Annotated in this window: 16 protein-coding genes; 11 read left to right on the top strand and 5 right to left on the bottom strand. The window is 71.3% G+C overall.

Going from position 1 to position 16,662, the window contains the following annotated elements; translation table 11 throughout:
• Nucleotides 1-40: 40 nt before the first annotated feature.
• The 6 genes from ACT1U9_RS23000 (at nucleotide 41) to ACT1U9_RS23025 (ending at nucleotide 4,853) form a co-directional block, all read left to right on the top strand.
• Entirely contained in the window at nucleotides 41-802 is a 762-nt protein-coding gene (locus ACT1U9_RS23000; protein WP_444534561.1) for a metallophosphoesterase family protein, read from the top strand.
• Nucleotides 803-892: 90 nt separating this feature from the next.
• The gene (locus ACT1U9_RS23005; protein ID WP_444534562.1) at nucleotides 893-1,351 is read left to right on the top strand and encodes an SRPBCC family protein; all 459 of its coding nucleotides are present in this window, start codon (nucleotides 893-895) and stop codon (nucleotides 1,349-1,351) included.
• Between the two features lie 2 nt (nucleotides 1,352-1,353).
• Nucleotides 1,354-2,532, top strand: a complete 1,179-nt coding sequence (locus ACT1U9_RS23010) for an ArsA family ATPase (RefSeq protein ID WP_444534563.1) — start codon at nucleotides 1,354-1,356, stop codon at nucleotides 2,530-2,532.
• Nucleotides 2,533-2,599: 67 nt separating this feature from the next.
• Entirely contained in the window at nucleotides 2,600-3,028 is a 429-nt protein-coding gene (locus tag ACT1U9_RS23015; RefSeq protein ID WP_444534564.1) for a DUF5304 domain-containing protein, read from the top strand.
• Nucleotides 3,029-3,094: 66 nt separating this feature from the next.
• Nucleotides 3,095-4,036, top strand: coding sequence for an ROK family glucokinase (locus ACT1U9_RS23020; RefSeq protein WP_444534565.1), 942 nt, complete (start codon nucleotides 3,095-3,097; stop codon nucleotides 4,034-4,036).
• Nucleotides 4,037-4,112: 76 nt separating this feature from the next.
• Entirely contained in the window at nucleotides 4,113-4,853 is a 741-nt protein-coding gene (locus tag ACT1U9_RS23025; RefSeq protein ID WP_444534566.1) for an endonuclease/exonuclease/phosphatase family protein, read from the top strand.
• Nucleotides 4,854-4,859: 6 nt separating this feature from the next.
• On the opposite strand, the gene ACT1U9_RS23030 is transcribed toward ACT1U9_RS23025, so the two are convergent.
• Together ACT1U9_RS23030 and ACT1U9_RS23035 are read right to left on the bottom strand one after the other, a co-directional pair.
• Nucleotides 4,860-5,423: a hypothetical protein gene (locus ACT1U9_RS23030; RefSeq protein ID WP_444534567.1), complete on the bottom strand. Its 564-nt coding sequence runs from the start codon at nucleotides 5,421-5,423 to the stop codon at nucleotides 4,860-4,862.
• The gene (locus ACT1U9_RS23035) at nucleotides 5,416-6,195 is read right to left on the bottom strand and encodes an alpha/beta hydrolase (protein ID WP_444534568.1); all 780 of its coding nucleotides are present in this window, start codon (nucleotides 6,193-6,195) and stop codon (nucleotides 5,416-5,418) included. Before ACT1U9_RS23035 ends, ACT1U9_RS23030 begins: the two co-directional genes overlap by 8 nt.
• 153 nt (nucleotides 6,196-6,348) lie before the next feature.
• Here ACT1U9_RS23035 and ACT1U9_RS23040 point away from each other — a divergent pair, with 153 nt between their 5' ends.
• The 5 genes from ACT1U9_RS23040 (at nucleotide 6,349) to ACT1U9_RS23060 (ending at nucleotide 11,421) form a co-directional block, all read left to right on the top strand.
• Nucleotides 6,349-7,128: a 1-acyl-sn-glycerol-3-phosphate acyltransferase gene (locus ACT1U9_RS23040; RefSeq protein WP_444534569.1), complete on the top strand. Its 780-nt coding sequence runs from the start codon at nucleotides 6,349-6,351 to the stop codon at nucleotides 7,126-7,128.
• 33 nt (nucleotides 7,129-7,161) lie between these two features.
• A complete protein-coding gene (gene macS, locus ACT1U9_RS23045) occupies nucleotides 7,162-8,379 on the top strand; it encodes a MacS family sensor histidine kinase (RefSeq protein WP_444534570.1) in 1,218 nt (405 codons plus the stop codon).
• Nucleotides 8,376-9,056: a response regulator gene (locus ACT1U9_RS23050; protein WP_444534571.1), complete on the top strand. Its 681-nt coding sequence runs from the start codon at nucleotides 8,376-8,378 to the stop codon at nucleotides 9,054-9,056. The genes macS and ACT1U9_RS23050 overlap by 4 nt, the downstream gene beginning before the upstream one ends.
• 198 nt (nucleotides 9,057-9,254) lie before the next feature.
• On the top strand, nucleotides 9,255-10,283 hold the full coding sequence (locus ACT1U9_RS23055) for a 6-phosphofructokinase (protein WP_444534572.1): 1,029 nt from the start codon (nucleotides 9,255-9,257) through the stop codon (nucleotides 10,281-10,283).
• Between the two features lie 142 nt (nucleotides 10,284-10,425).
• A complete protein-coding gene (locus tag ACT1U9_RS23060) occupies nucleotides 10,426-11,421 on the top strand; it encodes a 2-hydroxyacid dehydrogenase (RefSeq protein WP_444534573.1) in 996 nt (331 codons plus the stop codon).
• Between the two features lie 146 nt (nucleotides 11,422-11,567).
• On the opposite strand, the gene ACT1U9_RS23065 is transcribed toward ACT1U9_RS23060, so the two are convergent.
• The 3 genes from ACT1U9_RS23065 to ACT1U9_RS23075 all read right to left on the bottom strand — a co-directional run bounded on the left by ACT1U9_RS23065 (nucleotide 11,568) and on the right by ACT1U9_RS23075 (nucleotide 16,560).
• Nucleotides 11,568-13,469, bottom strand: coding sequence for an anthranilate synthase family protein (locus tag ACT1U9_RS23065; RefSeq protein ID WP_444534574.1), 1,902 nt, complete (start codon nucleotides 13,467-13,469; stop codon nucleotides 11,568-11,570).
• Between the two features lie 93 nt (nucleotides 13,470-13,562).
• Nucleotides 13,563-13,619, bottom strand: coding sequence for a trp operon leader peptide (locus tag ACT1U9_RS23070; RefSeq protein ID WP_101392327.1), 57 nt, complete (start codon nucleotides 13,617-13,619; stop codon nucleotides 13,563-13,565).
• A 151-nt stretch (nucleotides 13,620-13,770) separates the two neighbouring features.
• On the bottom strand, nucleotides 13,771-16,560 hold the full coding sequence (locus ACT1U9_RS23075; protein WP_444534575.1) for an N-acetylmuramoyl-L-alanine amidase: 2,790 nt from the start codon (nucleotides 16,558-16,560) through the stop codon (nucleotides 13,771-13,773).
• Between the last annotated feature and the right edge of the window lie 102 nt (nucleotides 16,561-16,662).

The raw sequence follows: 16,662 nt of genomic DNA on the forward strand, positions 1-16,662 counted from the left end.
TCGGAAGTAACCGCAGGTCCGGCGGCCTAGGGTGGTCGTCATGCGAGTACATGTGGTCAGCGATGTGCACGGGAACACCGAAGGCCTGGCGAAGGCCGGGGACGGCGCGGACGCCCTCGTCTGCCTGGGTGACCTCGTCCTTTTCCTCGATTACGCCGATCACTCGCGCGGGATCTTCCCCGACCTCTTCGGCGTCGAGAACGCGGACCGGATCGTCGCCCTGCGCACCGCCCGCCGCTTCGAGGAGGCCCGTGACCTGGGCCGTTCGCTCTGGGCGGGCCTCGACCGGGAGGCCGCCATCGAGTCGGCGGTCCGCCGCCAGTACGCCGAGATGTTCGCCGCCCTTCCCACCCCGACGTACGCCACCTACGGCAACGTCGACATACCGTCCCTGTGGCCCGAGTACGCCGGACCCGGCACCACCGTCCTGGACGGCCAGCGCGTCGAGATCGGCGGCCGCGTCTTCGGCTTCGTGGGCGGCGGACTGCGCACCCCCATGCGTACGCCCTTCGAGATCTCCGACGAGGAGTACGCGGCCAAGGTCGAGGCGCTCGGCGAAGTGGACGTGCTCTGCTCGCACATCCCGCCGGAGGTCCCCGAGCTCGTCTACGACACGGTCGCCCGCCGCTTCGAGCGCGGCTCGCGCGCGCTCCTCGAAGCCATCCGCCGCACCAAACCCCGCTACTCCCTGTTCGGCCACGTCCACCAGCCGCTCGCCCGCCGGGTACGCATCGGGCGCACCGAGTGCGTGAACGTCGGCCACTTCGCCGCCACCTCCAAGCCGTTCGCCCTCGAGTGGTGAGGCGGCCTCCGGCATGAGGCCCGGCGGGCACGCGATAGCCTGCACAACACCACCCCACACAGCGGCCCGCGCACTGGAGGAGCCACGACGATGGCGGAACACACCAGCTCGTCTATCACCATCGAGGCGGCACCGGCCGACGTGATGGGGGTGATCGCCGACTTCACCCGGTACCCCGAGTGGACCGGAGAGGTGAAGGAGGCCGAGGTGCTGTCCAAGGACGCCGAGGGCCGCGCCGAGCAGGTCCGGCTCGTCCTCGACGCCGGCGCCATCAAGGACGACCACACCCTGAAGTACACCTGGCACGGGGCCGACAAGGTCAGCTGGAGCCTGGTCAAGTCCCAGATGCTGCGCACCCTCGACGGCTCGTACAGCCTCGCGGACGCCCCCGGCGGCCACACCGAGGTCACCTACCAGCTCACCGTCGACGTCAAGATCCCGATGCTCGGCATGATCAAGCGCAAGGCCGAGAAGGTCATCATCGACCGCGCGCTCGCCGGGCTGAAGAAGCGCGTCGAGAGCGGCGCCGCCGGGGCCGAGCAGGCCTGATCGTGCGTACGGTCCTCGTCACCGGTCCCGGCGGCGCGGGCCGCACCACCGTCGCCGCCGCGACCGCGCTCGCGGCGGCGCGGCGCGGCGAGCGCGCCCTGCTGCTCCGCACCGACCGCGACGACGGCCTCCAACGGCTGCTCGGCGACGACGAGGTCCAGGGCCTGGACGTCGTACGGATCGACGCGGGCGCCCACTTCCGCACCGAACTCCTCGCGCTCCAGGAGCGTGCCGCCACCGCCCTCGACCTGCTCGGCGCGGGCCGCCTGGACGGCGAGGAGCTGACCGAGCTGCCCGGCGCCGACCAGCTCGCCCTGCTCAAGGCGCTGCGCGAGTCGGCCACCGGCGACCACGACCTGGTCGTCGTCGACATGCCGCCCAGCCACGCGTGCGTGGCGGCCCTCGCTCTGCCCGGGCAGCTGCGCCGCTATCTGCGCCGGCTCCTCCCGCCCGAGCGGCAGGCCGCGCGCTCGCTGCGCCCGGTCCTCGCCCAGCTCGCCGGTGTCCCGATGCCCGCGCAGTGGCTGTACGAGACGGCCGCGCGCTGGGACGCGGAACTGGCCGCCGTGCAGGCCGTGGTGGAGGACCCGGCGACGACCGTACGCCTGGTCGCCGAGCCCGGACCGGCCGCCTCCGCGGCCCTGCGCACCGCCCGCCTCGGCCTGGCCCTGCACGGGCTGCGCCTGGACGCGGTGGTCGCCAACCGCATCCTCCCCACCGGCTCGGCCGACCCCTTCCTCGCCGGGCTCTCCGGGCGCCAGCAGTGCGCGCTCAAGGAGCTGGCCGAGGAGTTCGAGCCCGTACCGGTCCATGAGGTCCCGCACCTGGGGCGCGAGCCGCAGGGCGTCGACGAGCTCGACGAACTGATCGACGGGCCGACCGGCGAGACGGGCCTGTGGGGCACGGAGGGACCGGAACCCCGAGAGCCTTGGGACATCGAGGACCGCCTCGCCGACGACGGCGTCCTCGTCTGGGTGCTGCCGCTGCCCGGCGCGGCCAAGGACGCGCTCGGCCTGGTGCGCCGGGGCGATGAACTCCTCCTGGACGCCGGGCCGTTCCGCCGGATCGTCACCCTGCCGTCCGCGCTGCGCCGCTGCACGGTCTCGGGCGCCGCCCTCACCGACGGCGTCCTGCGGATCCGGTTCACCCCGGACCCCGACCTGTGGCCCCGCGCGCACTGAACGACGTACCCCCATTCGGGTAACGTCGAGAGAACAAGAACCTTCTCTTCAGCAGCTGGAGTCCGCCATGAGCGAAGCCACCGAGCGTCCCGCCTCCGACGCGGATGCCTGGGCCGACGCGTGCGCCGAGGACCTCGCCGCGGAGAAGGCGCGCCGCCGCGCCGAGTACGGCCAGCCGCCCGGCTCGGCCGCCGAGGAGCTGCGCAAGCTGGTCGACGCCGTCGCCGACAAGGTCTCCTCGCTCCAGTCCTCGCTGCCCGGCATGGCCGCGCAGAGCGCCGTGCAGCAGCTGATCAACCAGGCCAAGGCGGCCGTCGAACCGGTCATCGAGCGCAACCCGGACGTCTTCGACCACCTCGCCGCGGCCGGCGGCGAACTGCTCGCCGCCTACCGCTCCGCCGTCGAGGGCCAGGAGCGCCGCTGGGCCTCCGAGCGGCCCAAGAAGGACGAGGACGGCGGCGGCCCGGGCCCGGGCGAGCACATCGACCTGGACTGACGATCCGGTGCCCGCCCTCGGGTACGGTTGGCCTCAGCGGGGCTCGACCGAAAACTGAGGGACTTAATGGGACTCACCATCGGCGTCGACATCGGCGGCACCAAGATCGCGGCGGGAGTGGTCGACGAGGAGGGCCACATCCTTGAGACGCACACCGTGCCCACGCCGCCGACCGCTGACGCCATCGTGGACGCGATCTGCGCCGCCGTCGAAGGGGCGGGCAAGGGGCACGAGATCGAGGCCGTCGGCATCGGTGCCGCCGGTTACGTCGACGACAAGCGCGCCACCGTCCTCTTCGCGCCCAACATCGACTGGCGCCACGAGCCGCTGAAGGACAAGGTCGAGCAGCGCGTCGGGATGCCCGTGGTCGTCGAGAACGACGCGAACGCGGCGGCCTGGGGCGAGTACAAGTTCGGCGCGGGCCAGGGCCACGAGGACGTCATCTGCATCACGCTCGGCACGGGTCTGGGCGGCGGCATCATCATCGGCAACAAGCTGCGCCGCGGCCGCTTCGGCGTGGCCGCCGAGTTCGGCCACATCCGGGTCGTGCCGGACGGCCTGCTGTGCGGCTGCGGCAGCCAGGGCTGCTGGGAGCAGTACGCCTCGGGGCGCGCGCTCGTGCGGTACGCCCGTCAGCGCGCCAACGCGACCCCCGAGAACGCCGAGATCCTGCTCGGTCTGGGCGACGGCACCGTCGCGGGCATCGAGGGCAAGCACATCAGCGCCGCCGCCCGCCAGGGCGACCCGGTCGCGGTGGACTCCTTCCGCGAGCTGGCCCGCTGGGCGGGCGCGGGCCTGGCCGACCTGGCCTCGCTCTTCGACCCGTCCGCGTTCATCGTCGGCGGCGGCGTCTCGGACGAGGGCGAGCTGGTCCTCGACCCGATCCGCAAGTCGTTCCGGCGCTGGCTGATCGGCGGCCAGTGGCGTCCGCACGCCCAGGTCCTCGCCGCCCAGCTCGGCAACAAGGCCGGTCTGGTGGGCGCGGCGGACCTGGCCCGCCAGGGCTGACCGTACGCCCGTACGCACTGTCAGCGCCCGTCGCGTCCCTCTGGGGAAGCGGCGGGCGCTGCCCTATGTTGTGCCCATGCCGCTCACGGATCTTCCCGCGTCCCGTACGGAGAACGGCTCGGCCGTGATCCGTGTCCTCAGCTACAACATCCGCTCGATGCGGGACGACAACGCGGCACTGGCCAGGGTGATCCGCGCCTGCGACCCCGATCTGGTGCTGATCCAGGAGGCGCCCCGGTTCTTCCGCTGGCGCAAGGCGGCCGCGCGGCTCGCGGCGGCGAGCGAGCTGGTGGTCCTGAGCGGCGGAGCGACCGCAGCGGGCCCGCTGCTGCTCTGCTCGCTGCGGGCGACGGTGGAGCGCACGGAGGACGTCCTGCTGCCGCTCACTCCCGGGCTGCACCGCCGTGGTTTCGCGACGGCGGTGGTACGCGTCGGCGGCGCCCGCCTGGGCGTCCTGAGCTGCCATCTGAGCCTCCAGGCGGCCGAGCGCGAGGCGCAGGCGGGGATGCTGCTCGACCGCTTGGCGGAGCTGGGCGTCGACCACGCGGTCGCGGGCGGCGACCTCAACGACCGCCCGGACGGCCGCGCGTTCCGCCGCCTGTCGGCCGCACTCCAGGACTGCTGGTCGGTACGCCCGTGGGGTACGGAGTACACCTCGACCCCACAGGACCCCCACCAACGCATCGACGCGATCTTCGCGACGAGCGGGATCGAGGTCCTGGGGTGCGGGGTCCCGACGGGCTTGCCGAACGCGGACCTGCGCGCGGCGACGGATCATTTGCCGGTGTTGGCGGCGCTACGAGTACCGACCCACTAGCGGTGGTCAGACCACCGCGCCCCGCCCAGGATCGTCGTCGTCCTCGTCGTCATGCTTCATCCGCGCGAACAGCGTTCCGAAGCCGCCGATGAAGCCGCCCACTCCCAGTGTGGTGAGCCACCACGTGAACTCCCACTGGAAGATCGCCGCGAGCAGCATCAGCAGCGGCCCGCCGATCACCGCCAGCCACGCGAACTTCGCCGTGACGTCCGCCTCGGGCAGCGGCGGCGGCTCCGGCGGGATGAAGTGGCCCTCGTCGGAGTCGTCGGCGTCGGACGGCTCCTTGACGCTGTAGTCGCGCGGCCCGCCCACACCCGGCGCGAACACGATCGAGCTGCCCAGCGGCTTCGGCTCGGGCGGAACCGGCGGCTCCGGCGTCTCGGGCCCGTCCGCCTCCGGAGCCGGCGCCCCGTTCCGCTCGCCCTCCAGGACCGCTAGGTCCTCCACCGACTTGAACGGCTTGGTCCCCGGCGGGTCGGCCGGCTCCTCGCCGTACCCCGCCACGATCGCCGCCCACGCAGCCTCTTCGTCGATCGGCTGCGGTTCGCGGTCCGCGTCGTGCTCAGCCACCGGTTGTGCTCCCCTTCTTCCCGACGCTCGGAGCGAGGCGGCCGATGAACGCGTAACTCTCCTCGAAGATCCGCTCCGCGTCGTGGTCCAACGTCGCCACGTGGTAGCTCTGTTCCAGCAGGATCTCGGTGACGTCGGTGGAGGAGACCCGGGCGAGCACACGGGCCGAGTCGGCGGGCGGCACCACATGGTCCTGCGGGCTGTGCAGCACGATCAACGGCTGCGTCACCTGCGGCAGTTCACGGTCCACCACCTGGAAGAACCTGCGCAGCGAGTGCGCCGCGTGCAGCGGCACCCGGTCGTAGCCGACCTCCGCCGCGCCCTCCTTGGCGATGTCGCTGGCGATGCCCTTGGTGGACGGGACGAAGTGGCGGACCACCGGCAGGGCATGGGCGGCCAGGCCGTGCACCTTGTTGCCCGGGTTGACGAGCACCAGGCCCGCGATGTCGTCGCCGTGCTTCGCCGCGAGCCGCAGCGCGAGCGCGCCGCCCATGGAGAGGCCGAAGACGAAGACCTGGGTGCAGCGCTCAAGGAGCTCGCGCAGCGCCCGGTCCACTTCCGCGTACCAGTCCTGCCAGCCGGTGAGCTGCATGTCCTGCCAGCGCGTGCCGTGTCCGGGCAGCAGCGGCAGCGAGACCGTCAGCCCGCGCTCGGCCAGATGGTCGGCCCACGGGCGCAGCGACTGCGGGGAACCGGTGAAGCCGTGACAGAGGAGGACGCCGACCTCTCCGCCCTCGTGGCGGAACGGCTCGGCTCCAGGGAGGACGGGCACCGGGATCTCCTGTTCATGAGCAGGGGCGGGGGAGTTGTACTTCACGGTACGCGACCGGACTGACACCGACCAGAGCCGTCACCGGCCCGTGCGCGGGAGGGGGGCTCCGACACGGGTTAAGGTCTGTTCGACAGACAAGGGAAGGCATCCGAGTTGATCTACGGCGCTATGAAGTTCTCCATCGGCGGGTCGCTGAAGCTTGCCTTCAGGCCCTGGGTGGAGGGCCTCGAAAACATTCCCGCCGAGGGGCCGGCGATCCTCGCGAGCAACCACCTCTCCTTCTCGGACTCCTTCTTCCTGCCGGCGGTCCTCGACCGCAAGGTGACGTTCATCGCCAAGGCCGAGTACTTCACCTCGCCCGGCGTGAAGGGCAAGCTGACGGCCGCGTTCTTCAAGGGCGTCGGCCAGCTCCCGGTGGACCGCTCGGGCGCGCGCGGCGCGGGCGAGGCGGCCATCAAGAGCGGCATCGAGGTCCTGGAGCGCGGTGAGCTGTTCGGGATCTACCCGGAGGGCACCCGCTCGCCCGACGGCCGCCTCTACCGCGGCAAGCCCGGCGGCCTCGCGCGCGTGGCGCTCGCCACCGGCGCGCCGGTGATCCCGGTCGCGATGATCGACACGGAGAAGATCCAGCCGCCGGGGAAGGTGATGCCCAAGCTGATGCGCCCGGGCATCCGCATCGGCAAGCCGCTCGACTTCAGCCGCTACCACGGCATGGAGGGCGACCGCTTCATCCTGCGCTCGGTGACCGACGAGGTCATGTACGAGATCATGAAGCTCTCGGGCCAGGAGTACGTGGACATCTACGCGACCGCGGCCAAGCGCCAGATCGCCGACGAGGCCAAGCGCAAGGCCGACGAGGAGAAGGCGGCGGAGAAGGCGGAGCGGGCGCGCGAGGCCGATCAGGCCAAGCAGGCTGAACGGCCGGGCGACTAGCCCCGTTCGTTCGTTTTTCAGGGGTTGGGGAGCATGGCGAAGCGCGAGCGGGTTATCAGGATGTCCGTCGAGCTGCCGCTGTGGCGCGCGCTCACCGCGTACCGCGTACTGACGATGATCTACGCGGTGCTGCTCTTCGTCTCGGAGTACCGGCACTTCGAGCGGCCCTGGGTGGGCATCGCCTTCCTGTCGGTGCTCGCGGTGTGGACGCTGGCGACGCTGCCCCGGGTGGCGAACGCGGCGAGCTGCACCAAGCGGTTCCTCGGCGTCGACCTGACCATCGCGCTCACCGGCATTCTGATCACCCCGCTGGCCGACGCCGACGCCCGGACGGTCAACGGGCCGACCCTGCCGACCATCTGGGCGGCGGGCTCGGTGCTCGCGTTCGCCATCAAGGGCGGCTGGCGCTGGGCCGCGTTCGCGTCCTCCCTGGTCGCCGCCGCCAACCTGGTCGAGCGCGGCGCACCCACCCGCGACACGCTCCACAACGTGCTGCTCGTGTGGGTGGCCTCCGTCGCCATCGGTTACGTGGTGGAGGTCGCCCGCGCGAGTGAAGCCACCCTCGCCCGCGCCCTGGAGATCGAGGCCGCCACCCGGGAGCGGGAGCGCCTGGCCCGGGACATCCACGACAGCGTCCTCCAGGTGCTCGCCATGGTGCAGCGCCGGGGCACGGCGCTCGGCGGCGAGGCGGCCGAGCTCGGCCGGATGGCCGGGGAGCAGGAGGTCGCGCTGCGCACCCTGGTCTCCAGCGGTCTGGTGCCCACCACGCGCGCGTCCGAGGACCCGGCGCTCGGCGCCCTGGTCCGTACGGTCGACGACGACGAAGACGGGCGGCCGGACCCCGAAGGGGCCGAGCTCGACCTGCGCGTACTGCTGGCGCCGCACGCCGGATCGCGGGTCTCGCTGGCGGAACCCGGCGCTCCGGTGCTGCTCCCGCCCCCGGCGGCGCGCGAGCTCGCGGCCGCTGTCAGTGCCGCGTTGGACAATGTCCACAGACACGCGGGGGAGTCCGCCCAGGCCTGGATCCTGGTCGAGGACTGGGGGGACGAAGTGATCGTGACGGTACGGGACGACGGTCCCGGAATCCCGGCGGGCCGGCTCGCACAGGCCGAGGGGGAGGGACGCCTGGGCGTCGCCCTCTCGATCCGCGGCCGGCTGCGGGACCTGGGCGGCACCGCCGAGCTGATCTCGGTGCCGGGGCAGGGAACAGAAGTAGAGCTGAAGGTTCCACGGGGGAAGGCGAAGGCATGACGCAGACGTACGAGCGGCAGAGCGTGAAGGTGATGGTGGTCGACGACCACCCGATGTGGCGCGACGCGGTCGCGCGCGACCTGGCGGCCGCCGGGTTCGACGTGGTGGCCACCGCAGGGGACGGCCCGCAGGCGGTCCGCCGGGCCCAGGCCGTCACGCCCGACGTCCTGGTCCTGGACCTCAATCTGCCCGGGATGCCGGGCGTCCAGGTCTGCAAGGAGCTGGTCGGGGCCAACCCGGCCCTGCGGGTCCTGGTCCTGTCCGCCTCCGGCGAGCACGCGGACGTCCTGGAGGCGGTGAAGTCCGGCGCGACCGGCTATCTGCTGAAGTCGGCGAGCACGGAGGAGCTCACCGACGCGGTGAGCCGTACGGCGGCGGGCGACCCGGTGTTCACCCCGGGCCTGGCCGGGTTGGTCCTCGGCGAGTACCGCCGGCTCGCCTCGGACCCGGCGCCCGCGGCCCCCGACGAGCCGAAGGCCCCGCAGCTCACCGAGCGCGAGACCGAGGTGCTGCGGCTTGTGGCGAAGGGCCTCTCGTACAAGCAGATCGCGGAGCGCCTGGTCATCTCGCACCGCACGGTCCAGAACCACGTCCAGAACACCCTGGGCAAGCTCCAGCTGCACAACCGCGTGGAGCTGGTCCGGTACGCGATAGAGCAGGGCCTGGACGAGGCCTGAGCGGTCCTCGGCTCGCATACGGGGGTGGGGCGACGGGCGTCCGCCCGTACAACGCTCGTACGGGTGAATGAAAGACCGTCAACACCCCTTTGAATTCCCGGAATTGACGTTTCGTCCCATCCCGGAGTGACCTGGGTCACCATTAGCGTGGCCCGTATAGGTCTTTCCATGCGTCTGCCACGGCGAAGGGACAATTCCATGCGAGTCGGAGTACTGACCGGAGGCGGCGACTGCCCCGGGCTCAACGCCGTCATCCGGGCCGTCGTCCGCAAGGGCGTCCAGGAGTACGGATACGACTTCACCGGGTTCAAGGACGGCTGGCGCGGCCCGCTGGAGGGCGACACCGTCAAGCTCGACGTCCCCGCCGTGCGCGGCATCCTGCCCCGTGGCGGCACCATTCTCGGCTCCTCGCGCACCAACCCCCTCAAGGCCGAGAACGGGGTGCGCCGCATCAAGGAGAACCTCGCCAAGCACGAGATCGACGCGATGATCGCGATCGGCGGCGAGGACACCCTGGGCGTGGCGACCCGGCTGAGCGACGAGTACGGGATCAAGTGCGTCGGCGTGCCGAAGACCATCGACAACGACCTCTCCGCGACCGACTACACCTTCGGCTTCGACACGGCGGTCGGCATCGCGACGGAGGCCATCGACCGCCTCCACACCACGGCCGAATCCCATATGCGGGTCCTGGTCGTCGAGGTGATGGGCCGCCACGCGGGCTGGATCGCGCTCCACTCGGGCCTGGCGGGCGGTGCCAACGTCATCCTCATCCCCGAGCAGCGCTTCGACGTCGACCAGGTCTGCGGCTGGATCACCTCTCGCTTCAAGGCGTCGTACGCGCCGATCGTCGTGGTCGCCGAGGGTGCGATGCCGCAGGACGGCGAGCTGGTCCTGAAGGACGGCACGCTGGACTCCTTCGGCCATGTGCGGCTCTCGGGCGTGGGGGAGTGGCTGGCCAAGGAGATCGAGAGGCGCACGGGCAAGGAGGCCCGCACCACGGTCCTGGGCCACGTCCAGCGCGGCGGCACCCCCAGCGCCTTCGACCGCTGGCTGGCCACCCGGTTCGGACTGCATGCGATCGAGGCGGTACGGGACGGCGACTTCGGCAAGATGGTCGCCCTGCGGGGCACGGACATCGTCCGGGTGCCGATCGCGGAGGCGACGGCGCGGCTGAAGACGGTGGATCCTGCGCTGTATGCGGAGGTGGGGGTGTTCTTCGGCTGACGCCGCAGGCTTGGCGGCGGGCGGGGCGTGGGGATGGGTCGTATATTCGCGATATTCGGCGTGATGCGCGTGATGTACGCGTATGGGCGCTTCGGGAAAACGTGACTGTCCGACCCGTACTCCCCGACCTTAGGTGAACCCCATGGACATCCTGGCCTTCGGCGTGCAGGCCGACGAGCGGCCGCTGATCGAGGCGGCCTTCGCGGGGCAGCACGACGTGCGGTGCCTCGACGTGTTCCTCACCGAGGACACCGCGCCCATCGCGGCCGGGTACGAGGTGATCTCGACCAGCGTGAACGCCACCCTCGACCGGACGGTGCTGCAGACGCTGGCGGTGGGCGGGACGCAGATGATCGCCCAGCGTTCGACGGGGTTCAACAACATCGACCTGGAGGTCGCGGAGCGGCTCGGCATCACGGTGGCGCGGGTGTCGTACTACTCGCCGCACTCCGTGGCCGAGTTCGCCTGGACCCTGGCGATGGCGGTCAACCGCCGGATCGTCCGCGCCTCCAACCGGACCCGGGACTTCGACTTCCGGCTCGACGGGCTGATGGGCCGCGATCTGCGCGGGCGTACGGCGGGGGTGCTCGGCACCGGGAAGATCGGCGAGGCGTTCACCCGGATCGCCCATGGGTTCGGTATGAACCTGCTCGGCTGGGACGCGGCGGAGAATCCGGCGTGCGTGTCGCTCGGGATGAAGTACGTGGAGAAGGACGAGCTGCTGGCGAACGCGGACGTGGTCAGTCTGCATGTGCCGCTGCTGCCGTCCACGCATCACCTCATCGACCGGGCGGCGCTGAAGCTGATGAAGGACGACGCGATCCTGGTGAACTCCAGTCGGGGCGGGCTGGTGGACACGGGGGCGCTGGTGAACGAGGTGCGGGCGGGGCGGTTCGCCGGGGTGGGGCTCGATGTGTACGAGGCCGAGGCCGGTCTCTTCTTCCTCGACAAGTCGCTGGAGGTCGTCGAGGACGACACGCTCGCGCGGCTGGTGACGTTCCCGAACGTGGTGGTGACGTCGCACCAGGCGTACTACACGCGGGACGCGGTGGGACAGATCGTGGCGGCGACGGTCCGCAACGTGGCGGACTATGTGGCAGGCCACCACACGGAGAACGTCCTGGTGCCCAGGGGGTGAGCCTCGGCTGCGGATTGTGCTGGGTTGCTCGCGCAGTTCCCCGCGCCCCTTAAATGGGCCCGAAGGGCCCTCCTAGGGGCGCGGGGAACTGCGCGACCAGCCCCCACCGGCTCGCAGCCGACGAACCCGGCCGCTCGCCCAGAGCTTTAGGGAAGGGGCGGGGTGGGGAAAGGCTCCCGCAAGGCCGACAGCAGGTCACCCACCACCCCCGGCCCCCGCAGGGTCAGTACCGACTCCGGGTGGAACTGGATGCCCGCGAAACCGGGGCCCCGCACCGCGTGCACCTCCAACGTGGACGGATCCGAAGACACCTCCACCCCGGGCCGCGACACCCCGTCCCACCGTGCCACAAAGCTGTTGTAGAACCCCACCGTCTCCTCCCGGCCGAACAGGTCGACCCGGACCTGCGCCCCCTGCTGCGGCACCCGCTTCCGTACGATCGGCAACCCCAGCTCCGCCGCGATCAGTTCATGCCCGAGGCACACACCCAGCAGGCCGTGGCGGTGGGAGCCGAGGAGTTCGGCGGTCAGACCGCGCAGCAACACCATCTTCGGGTCGGCGGCGTCGCACGGGTCGCCCGGACCCGGGCCCAGGATCACCGGGCCGACGTGGGCCAGGGCCCGCTCCCGCAGCCCGGGTGCGTCGTACCGCACCACCGACACACCCAGCCCCGACGACCGCAGCAGATGCGCCAGCATCGCCGTGAAGGTGTCCTCCGCGTCCACCACCAGCGCCTCGCCCACCGGCTCCACCCGGTCCTGCATCCGCAGCCAGAACGGCGCGAGGTCCGCCCGCCGGGCGTCGAGCGCCGCCCGCACCCGGGGGTCATCGGCCAGCCCCGGAGCCGCGGCCGGGGACGGGCCCGGACGCCCCTCCCGTACGCCCAGCGCGGCCAACACCCCCGCCGCCTTCGCATGCGTCTCCGCCACCTCGCCCGCCGGATCCGAGTGCCGCACCAGCGTCGCCCCGACCGGCACCCGCAGCCGCCCGTCCGCCGCGATGTCGGCCGTACGGATCAGGATGGGCGAGTCCAGGGTCTGGGCGCCGCCCTCGTCGCGGGCGAGGAGGGCGAGGGCGCCCGCGTAGTACCCGCGTCCCAGACCGTCCGGCCCGGCGGGCTCGTACCGTTCGATCACCCGGCACGCGTTCTGCACCGGCGAGCCGGTGACCGTCGCCGCGAACATCGTCTCGCGCAGCACCTCGCGCGCGTCCAGTGAGGTGCGGCCGCGCAACTCGTACTCGGTGTGCGCGAGATGGGCCATCTCCTTGAGCCGGGGGCCGACCACCACCCCGCCCCGGTCGCCGACCGTGCACATCATCTTCAGTTCCTCGTCCACGACCATGGAGAGCTCGTCGATCTCCTTCTCGTTGGAGAGGAAGGTCAGCAGGTCCTCCGCCGTCGGGCCGGTCGCCGGGTAGCGGTACGTCCCGCTGATCGGGTTCATCACCACCGTCCCGCCCGACATCCGCACATGCACCTCGGGGCTCGCGCCCACCAGCGTGCGCGTCCCCGTGTGCACCACGAACGTCCAGTACGCGCCCCGCTCGCACGCGAGCAGCCGGCGGAACAGGGCGAGCGCGTCGGCCCGGCAAAAGCCCGGGATCTCGCCGGTGAAGGTGCGCCGGATGACGAAGTTCGCGCCCTCGCCCCGCCCGATCTCGTCCTTGATCACCCGCCGTACGACCTGGGCGTACTCCTCGTCCGAGACGTCGAAGCCCCCGCCCTCGACGCGTACCTCGTGCGCGGGCAGCGCCGACAGGACCTCGGCGAGCGGCAGTTCGTACGTCTCGTCGGCGACCAGGACGGACAGCGGGGTGCCGTCGTCGCGTACGTCGAAACCGCGCTCGCGGATCTGGCGGAACGGGACGAGGGAGAGGGACGGCTTGTCGCCGTACGGGATGTCGGCGAGCCGTTCCACCTCGCGCACCTCGCCGATCAGCAGCTCCACGACGTCGTGGTCGCGGCCCGGCGTGCGGCGCCGGAGCAGCGCGAAGGGCGGGCAGTCGGCTTCGAGGAGTCTGCTGAGGGCGGTGTTCGTGGTCGGCATGGGTGTTCCTTCCGGTGGAGCGGAGAGGAACGGCCGTGGAAAGCAGAGAAGGCCGCCCCTCGGGCGGCCTTTCGCGATTTTGTGTACGCGCGATCAGTGGGCCGCCGGATGAGCGGTCCACCACCAGTTCTGGTTCGAGTGCGCGAACATGCCCCGCACCTTAGCCGAAGATCTGGCATCCTGCCCAAGCCCTGCAACACCACCGACACCTCGACGAGGTGTGGGGGCACTGACACGGGAGTACGGAAAGGGCCCGCTCCATCCCGTGGACGGAGCGGGCCCTTGCGTGTGCCGTACCGGCTCAGACCAGCAGGTTGAACATCTGCCAGCCGCCGCCGACCTGGGTGCGCGGGGCGAACGGGGCGCCCGTCGCGCTGCCCGTGCCCTTGTAGTACCAGAGCACGCCGGAGGAGTCCCGGGCGACCAGGTCCGGGATGCCGTCACCGTTCAGGTCGCTGGGGCCGACCATGGTGTTGTAGGCCTGCCAGCCGCCGCCGATCCGGACCCTGGGGGCGTACGGGGCGGTGGGGTTGCCCGTGCCCTTGTACAGCCACAGCACGCCGGACGCGTCCCGGGCGACCAGGTCGGCCTTGCCGTCGCGGGTGAGGTCGCCGGTGGAGACCATGGCGTTGTACACCTGCCAGCCGCCGCCAATACGTACACGGGTGGCGAACGGCGCCGCCGGGTTGCCGGTGCCCTTGTAGAACCAGAGCACACCGGTGGTGTCCCGGCCGATCAGATCGGCCCTGCCGTCACCGTCGAGGTCACGGGCGCCGGTCAGGAAGTTGTACGTCTGCCAGCCGCCGCCGACCCTGAGGCGGCCCTTGAACGGGGCGTTCGGGTTGCCGCTGCCCTGGTAGTACCAGAGCGTGCCGCCGGCGTCGCGGGCCACCATGTCCCCGGTGCCGTCCGCGCGCAGCGCGGTCATCGCGGAGACGGTGTTGTACGCCTGCCAGCCGCCGCCGACCTGGTACCGCCCGTAGAACGGCGTGGTCGCGTCACCGGTGCCCTGGTACTGCCACAGCACACCGGAGGAGTCCCGGCCGAGCAGGTTGTAGCGCGAGGTGCCGGGGTCGGGGGTGGTGCTGGTCGCCTGGTCGACGTCGGTCGCCTTCACCCACGCGAGGCGGTGGTTGTACCGGATCGGGTAGAAGGAGTTCGTCTTGCCCGTGACCAGGGTGCGGTCGCCGGTCGCGGTGCCCGCGAACGTACCGGCGTACCAGTAGTCACCGAGCTGCGCAGGGCCCACCTGGGTGTACGCCTGGCCGGCCGGGATCGCGTACTTGGTCAGCGACGCCGAATTGCTGCCCTGTACAGGGACGTTGGTCCCCGCGTACGCCGAGTCCTCCGGGTAGGCGCGCCCGTAGACCGGGATGGACGTCTGGCCCGCCTTCGGCGTCAGAACGGGCCGGCCCGTCTTGCCGACCGGCGCGGTGAACTTGCCGCCGGGGTTGTAGAACCAGGCCTTCTGGCCGCCGTACCAGATCGCCGTCCAGTCGGTCTGGCCGTCGGCGACGACGTATTCGCCGCCCGCGACGACCTTGTTGGACCAGTTGGGGCCCTCGGTCGCGGTCTGGGTGCCGAGGTACGGGTCCTGGAGCGGATTGCCCGAGGCCGAGGGCGTCTCGTACAGGTAGCCGAAGTTCACCGGCTTGGTGAAGGTGGCTCCGCCGTACGTCACGGTCTGCTGGTTGGCCGAGGTGAACGGCGGGACCACACGCACCAGTTGGCCGGTCTTGAGCGGGCCGCCCGCGCCCTGGTCGCCGGTGGGCGCGCCCATCAGCTGCATGTAGTGGTTCCAGTCCCAGTACGGGCCCGGGTCCCAGTGCTGGGACTTCACCGTGGTGTCCAGGACGCCCGGCACCTCGTCGTGGCCGATGATGTGCTCACGGTCCAGCGGGATGTCGAACCGGCCCGCCAGGTACTTCACCAGCGCGGCCGACGACTCGTACTGCGGCTCGGTGTACCACGTGGCGTCGCCGTTGATGGCGTAGCCCTCGTGCTCGATGCCGATGGAGTGCATGTTCACGGTCTTGTTGGCCGCGTGCCACGGCTCGTCCTTCGTCGCCACCATCTGCGTGACCAGGCCGTCCGAGGCCCGGATCATGTAGTGGGCGGCGGCGTAGGTCGCCGGGTTCTGGAAGGTCTTCAGCGACGCGTCGTAGCTGCCCTCGGTGTCGTGGATGACGATGTAGCGGATGTCCTCGCCGTTACCGGGGCGGTTCGACTCGTTGTAGTTGCCGAAGTCCGTGGGGTCGTCCGGCTTCCCGGGGGCGGGCGGGTTGTGGGCGTAGCCGGCCGGGATGAAGTTGCAGTTCAGCCCCGTCGGGCACTCCGGCGTCTGGTCCGCCTTGGAGAACGCCGCCAGCGACATCGTGTCCGGCTTCGAGGGCTTCACCGAAGGGTCGGCCGGGAGCGCGACCTGCTGGCCGTCCGCCGTGACGCGGCTCTCGCCCGTCCTGATCGACTCGTACACCCGCTTCGCGAACAGCGTCGCGCCCTTGGTGTCCGGGGCCTGGCTGTAGCGGGCGACGGCCGCGTACCACCGGCCCGCGTCCTCGGGCAGCGAGCCCGTCGCGTCCTTCTGGTACTTCGCGAGCAGCGCCGCGCCCGCCCGGATGCTCTGCTTCTCGTCCTTGCGGACCGAGTCGACCGACGCGTCGATCAGCTTGGCTGCCTCGTCGAGCGTGTGCAGCCGGGGGTCGTCCGTGTCGACGGCCTTGGGCGCCTTCTTCAGCGCGCGCTTGGCGTCGAAGTGCTTCATGACGGCCGGGTCGCCGCTCATGTTCATGTGCGAGAGCCGCTCGGCGTCGCTCGGCTGCTCGACGTCGTCCGCGGTCACCCGGGTCAGACCCATGACGTTGTACGCGCCGGTCGTCGACGGCTGCCCGCCGTGGCTCTCCCACAGCGTCTGGCGGTAGGAGACCGCCATCAGCACGCTCTGCGGGACCTTGAACTCCCGCGCCGCGTCCGCGAACCCGGACTGGAGCGCCGCGCCCGGCGCGGCCGCCTTGCCGTCCGCGGTCGCGGGGCCGGGCGAGGCCACCGCGAAGGTAGTGATCGCCGCGCCCGCGATGACGGCCGTGCCCACGCCGTAGGCAATCAGCTTTGTCCTGCGGTCCCTGCGATGTCTTCGCTTCAACACCCACCCCTGAAGTAGCTCTGTTCACTGTTGAATCAGTTCTGAAACGGA

The sequence above is a fragment of the Streptomyces sp. BR1 genome, from assembly GCF_052373795.1.
In the GTDB taxonomy this organism is placed as follows: domain Bacteria; phylum Actinomycetota; class Actinomycetes; order Streptomycetales; family Streptomycetaceae; genus Streptomyces.

Bases quoted from the DNA above. Each gene is read 5' to 3' on its own strand.
- ACT1U9_RS23000 (WP_444534561.1), top strand. From the start codon at position 41: ATGCGAGTACATGTGGTCAGCGATGTGCACGGGAACACCGAAGGCCTG.
- ACT1U9_RS23005 (WP_444534562.1), top strand. From the start codon at position 893: ATGGCGGAACACACCAGCTCGTCTATCACCATCGAGGCGGCACCGGCC.
- ACT1U9_RS23015 (WP_444534564.1), top strand. From the start codon at position 2,600: ATGAGCGAAGCCACCGAGCGTCCCGCCTCCGACGCGGATGCCTGGGCC.
- ACT1U9_RS23020 (WP_444534565.1), top strand. From the start codon at position 3,095: ATGGGACTCACCATCGGCGTCGACATCGGCGGCACCAAGATCGCGGCG.
- ACT1U9_RS23025 (WP_444534566.1), top strand. From the start codon at position 4,113: ATGCCGCTCACGGATCTTCCCGCGTCCCGTACGGAGAACGGCTCGGCC.
- macS (WP_444534570.1), top strand. From the start codon at position 7,162: ATGGCGAAGCGCGAGCGGGTTATCAGGATGTCCGTCGAGCTGCCGCTG.
- ACT1U9_RS23050 (WP_444534571.1), top strand. From the start codon at position 8,376: ATGACGCAGACGTACGAGCGGCAGAGCGTGAAGGTGATGGTGGTCGAC.
- ACT1U9_RS23055 (WP_444534572.1), top strand. From the start codon at position 9,255: ATGCGAGTCGGAGTACTGACCGGAGGCGGCGACTGCCCCGGGCTCAAC.
- ACT1U9_RS23060 (WP_444534573.1), top strand. From the start codon at position 10,426: ATGGACATCCTGGCCTTCGGCGTGCAGGCCGACGAGCGGCCGCTGATC.
- ACT1U9_RS23065 (WP_444534574.1), bottom strand. From the start codon at position 13,469: ATGCCGACCACGAACACCGCCCTCAGCAGACTCCTCGAAGCCGACTGC.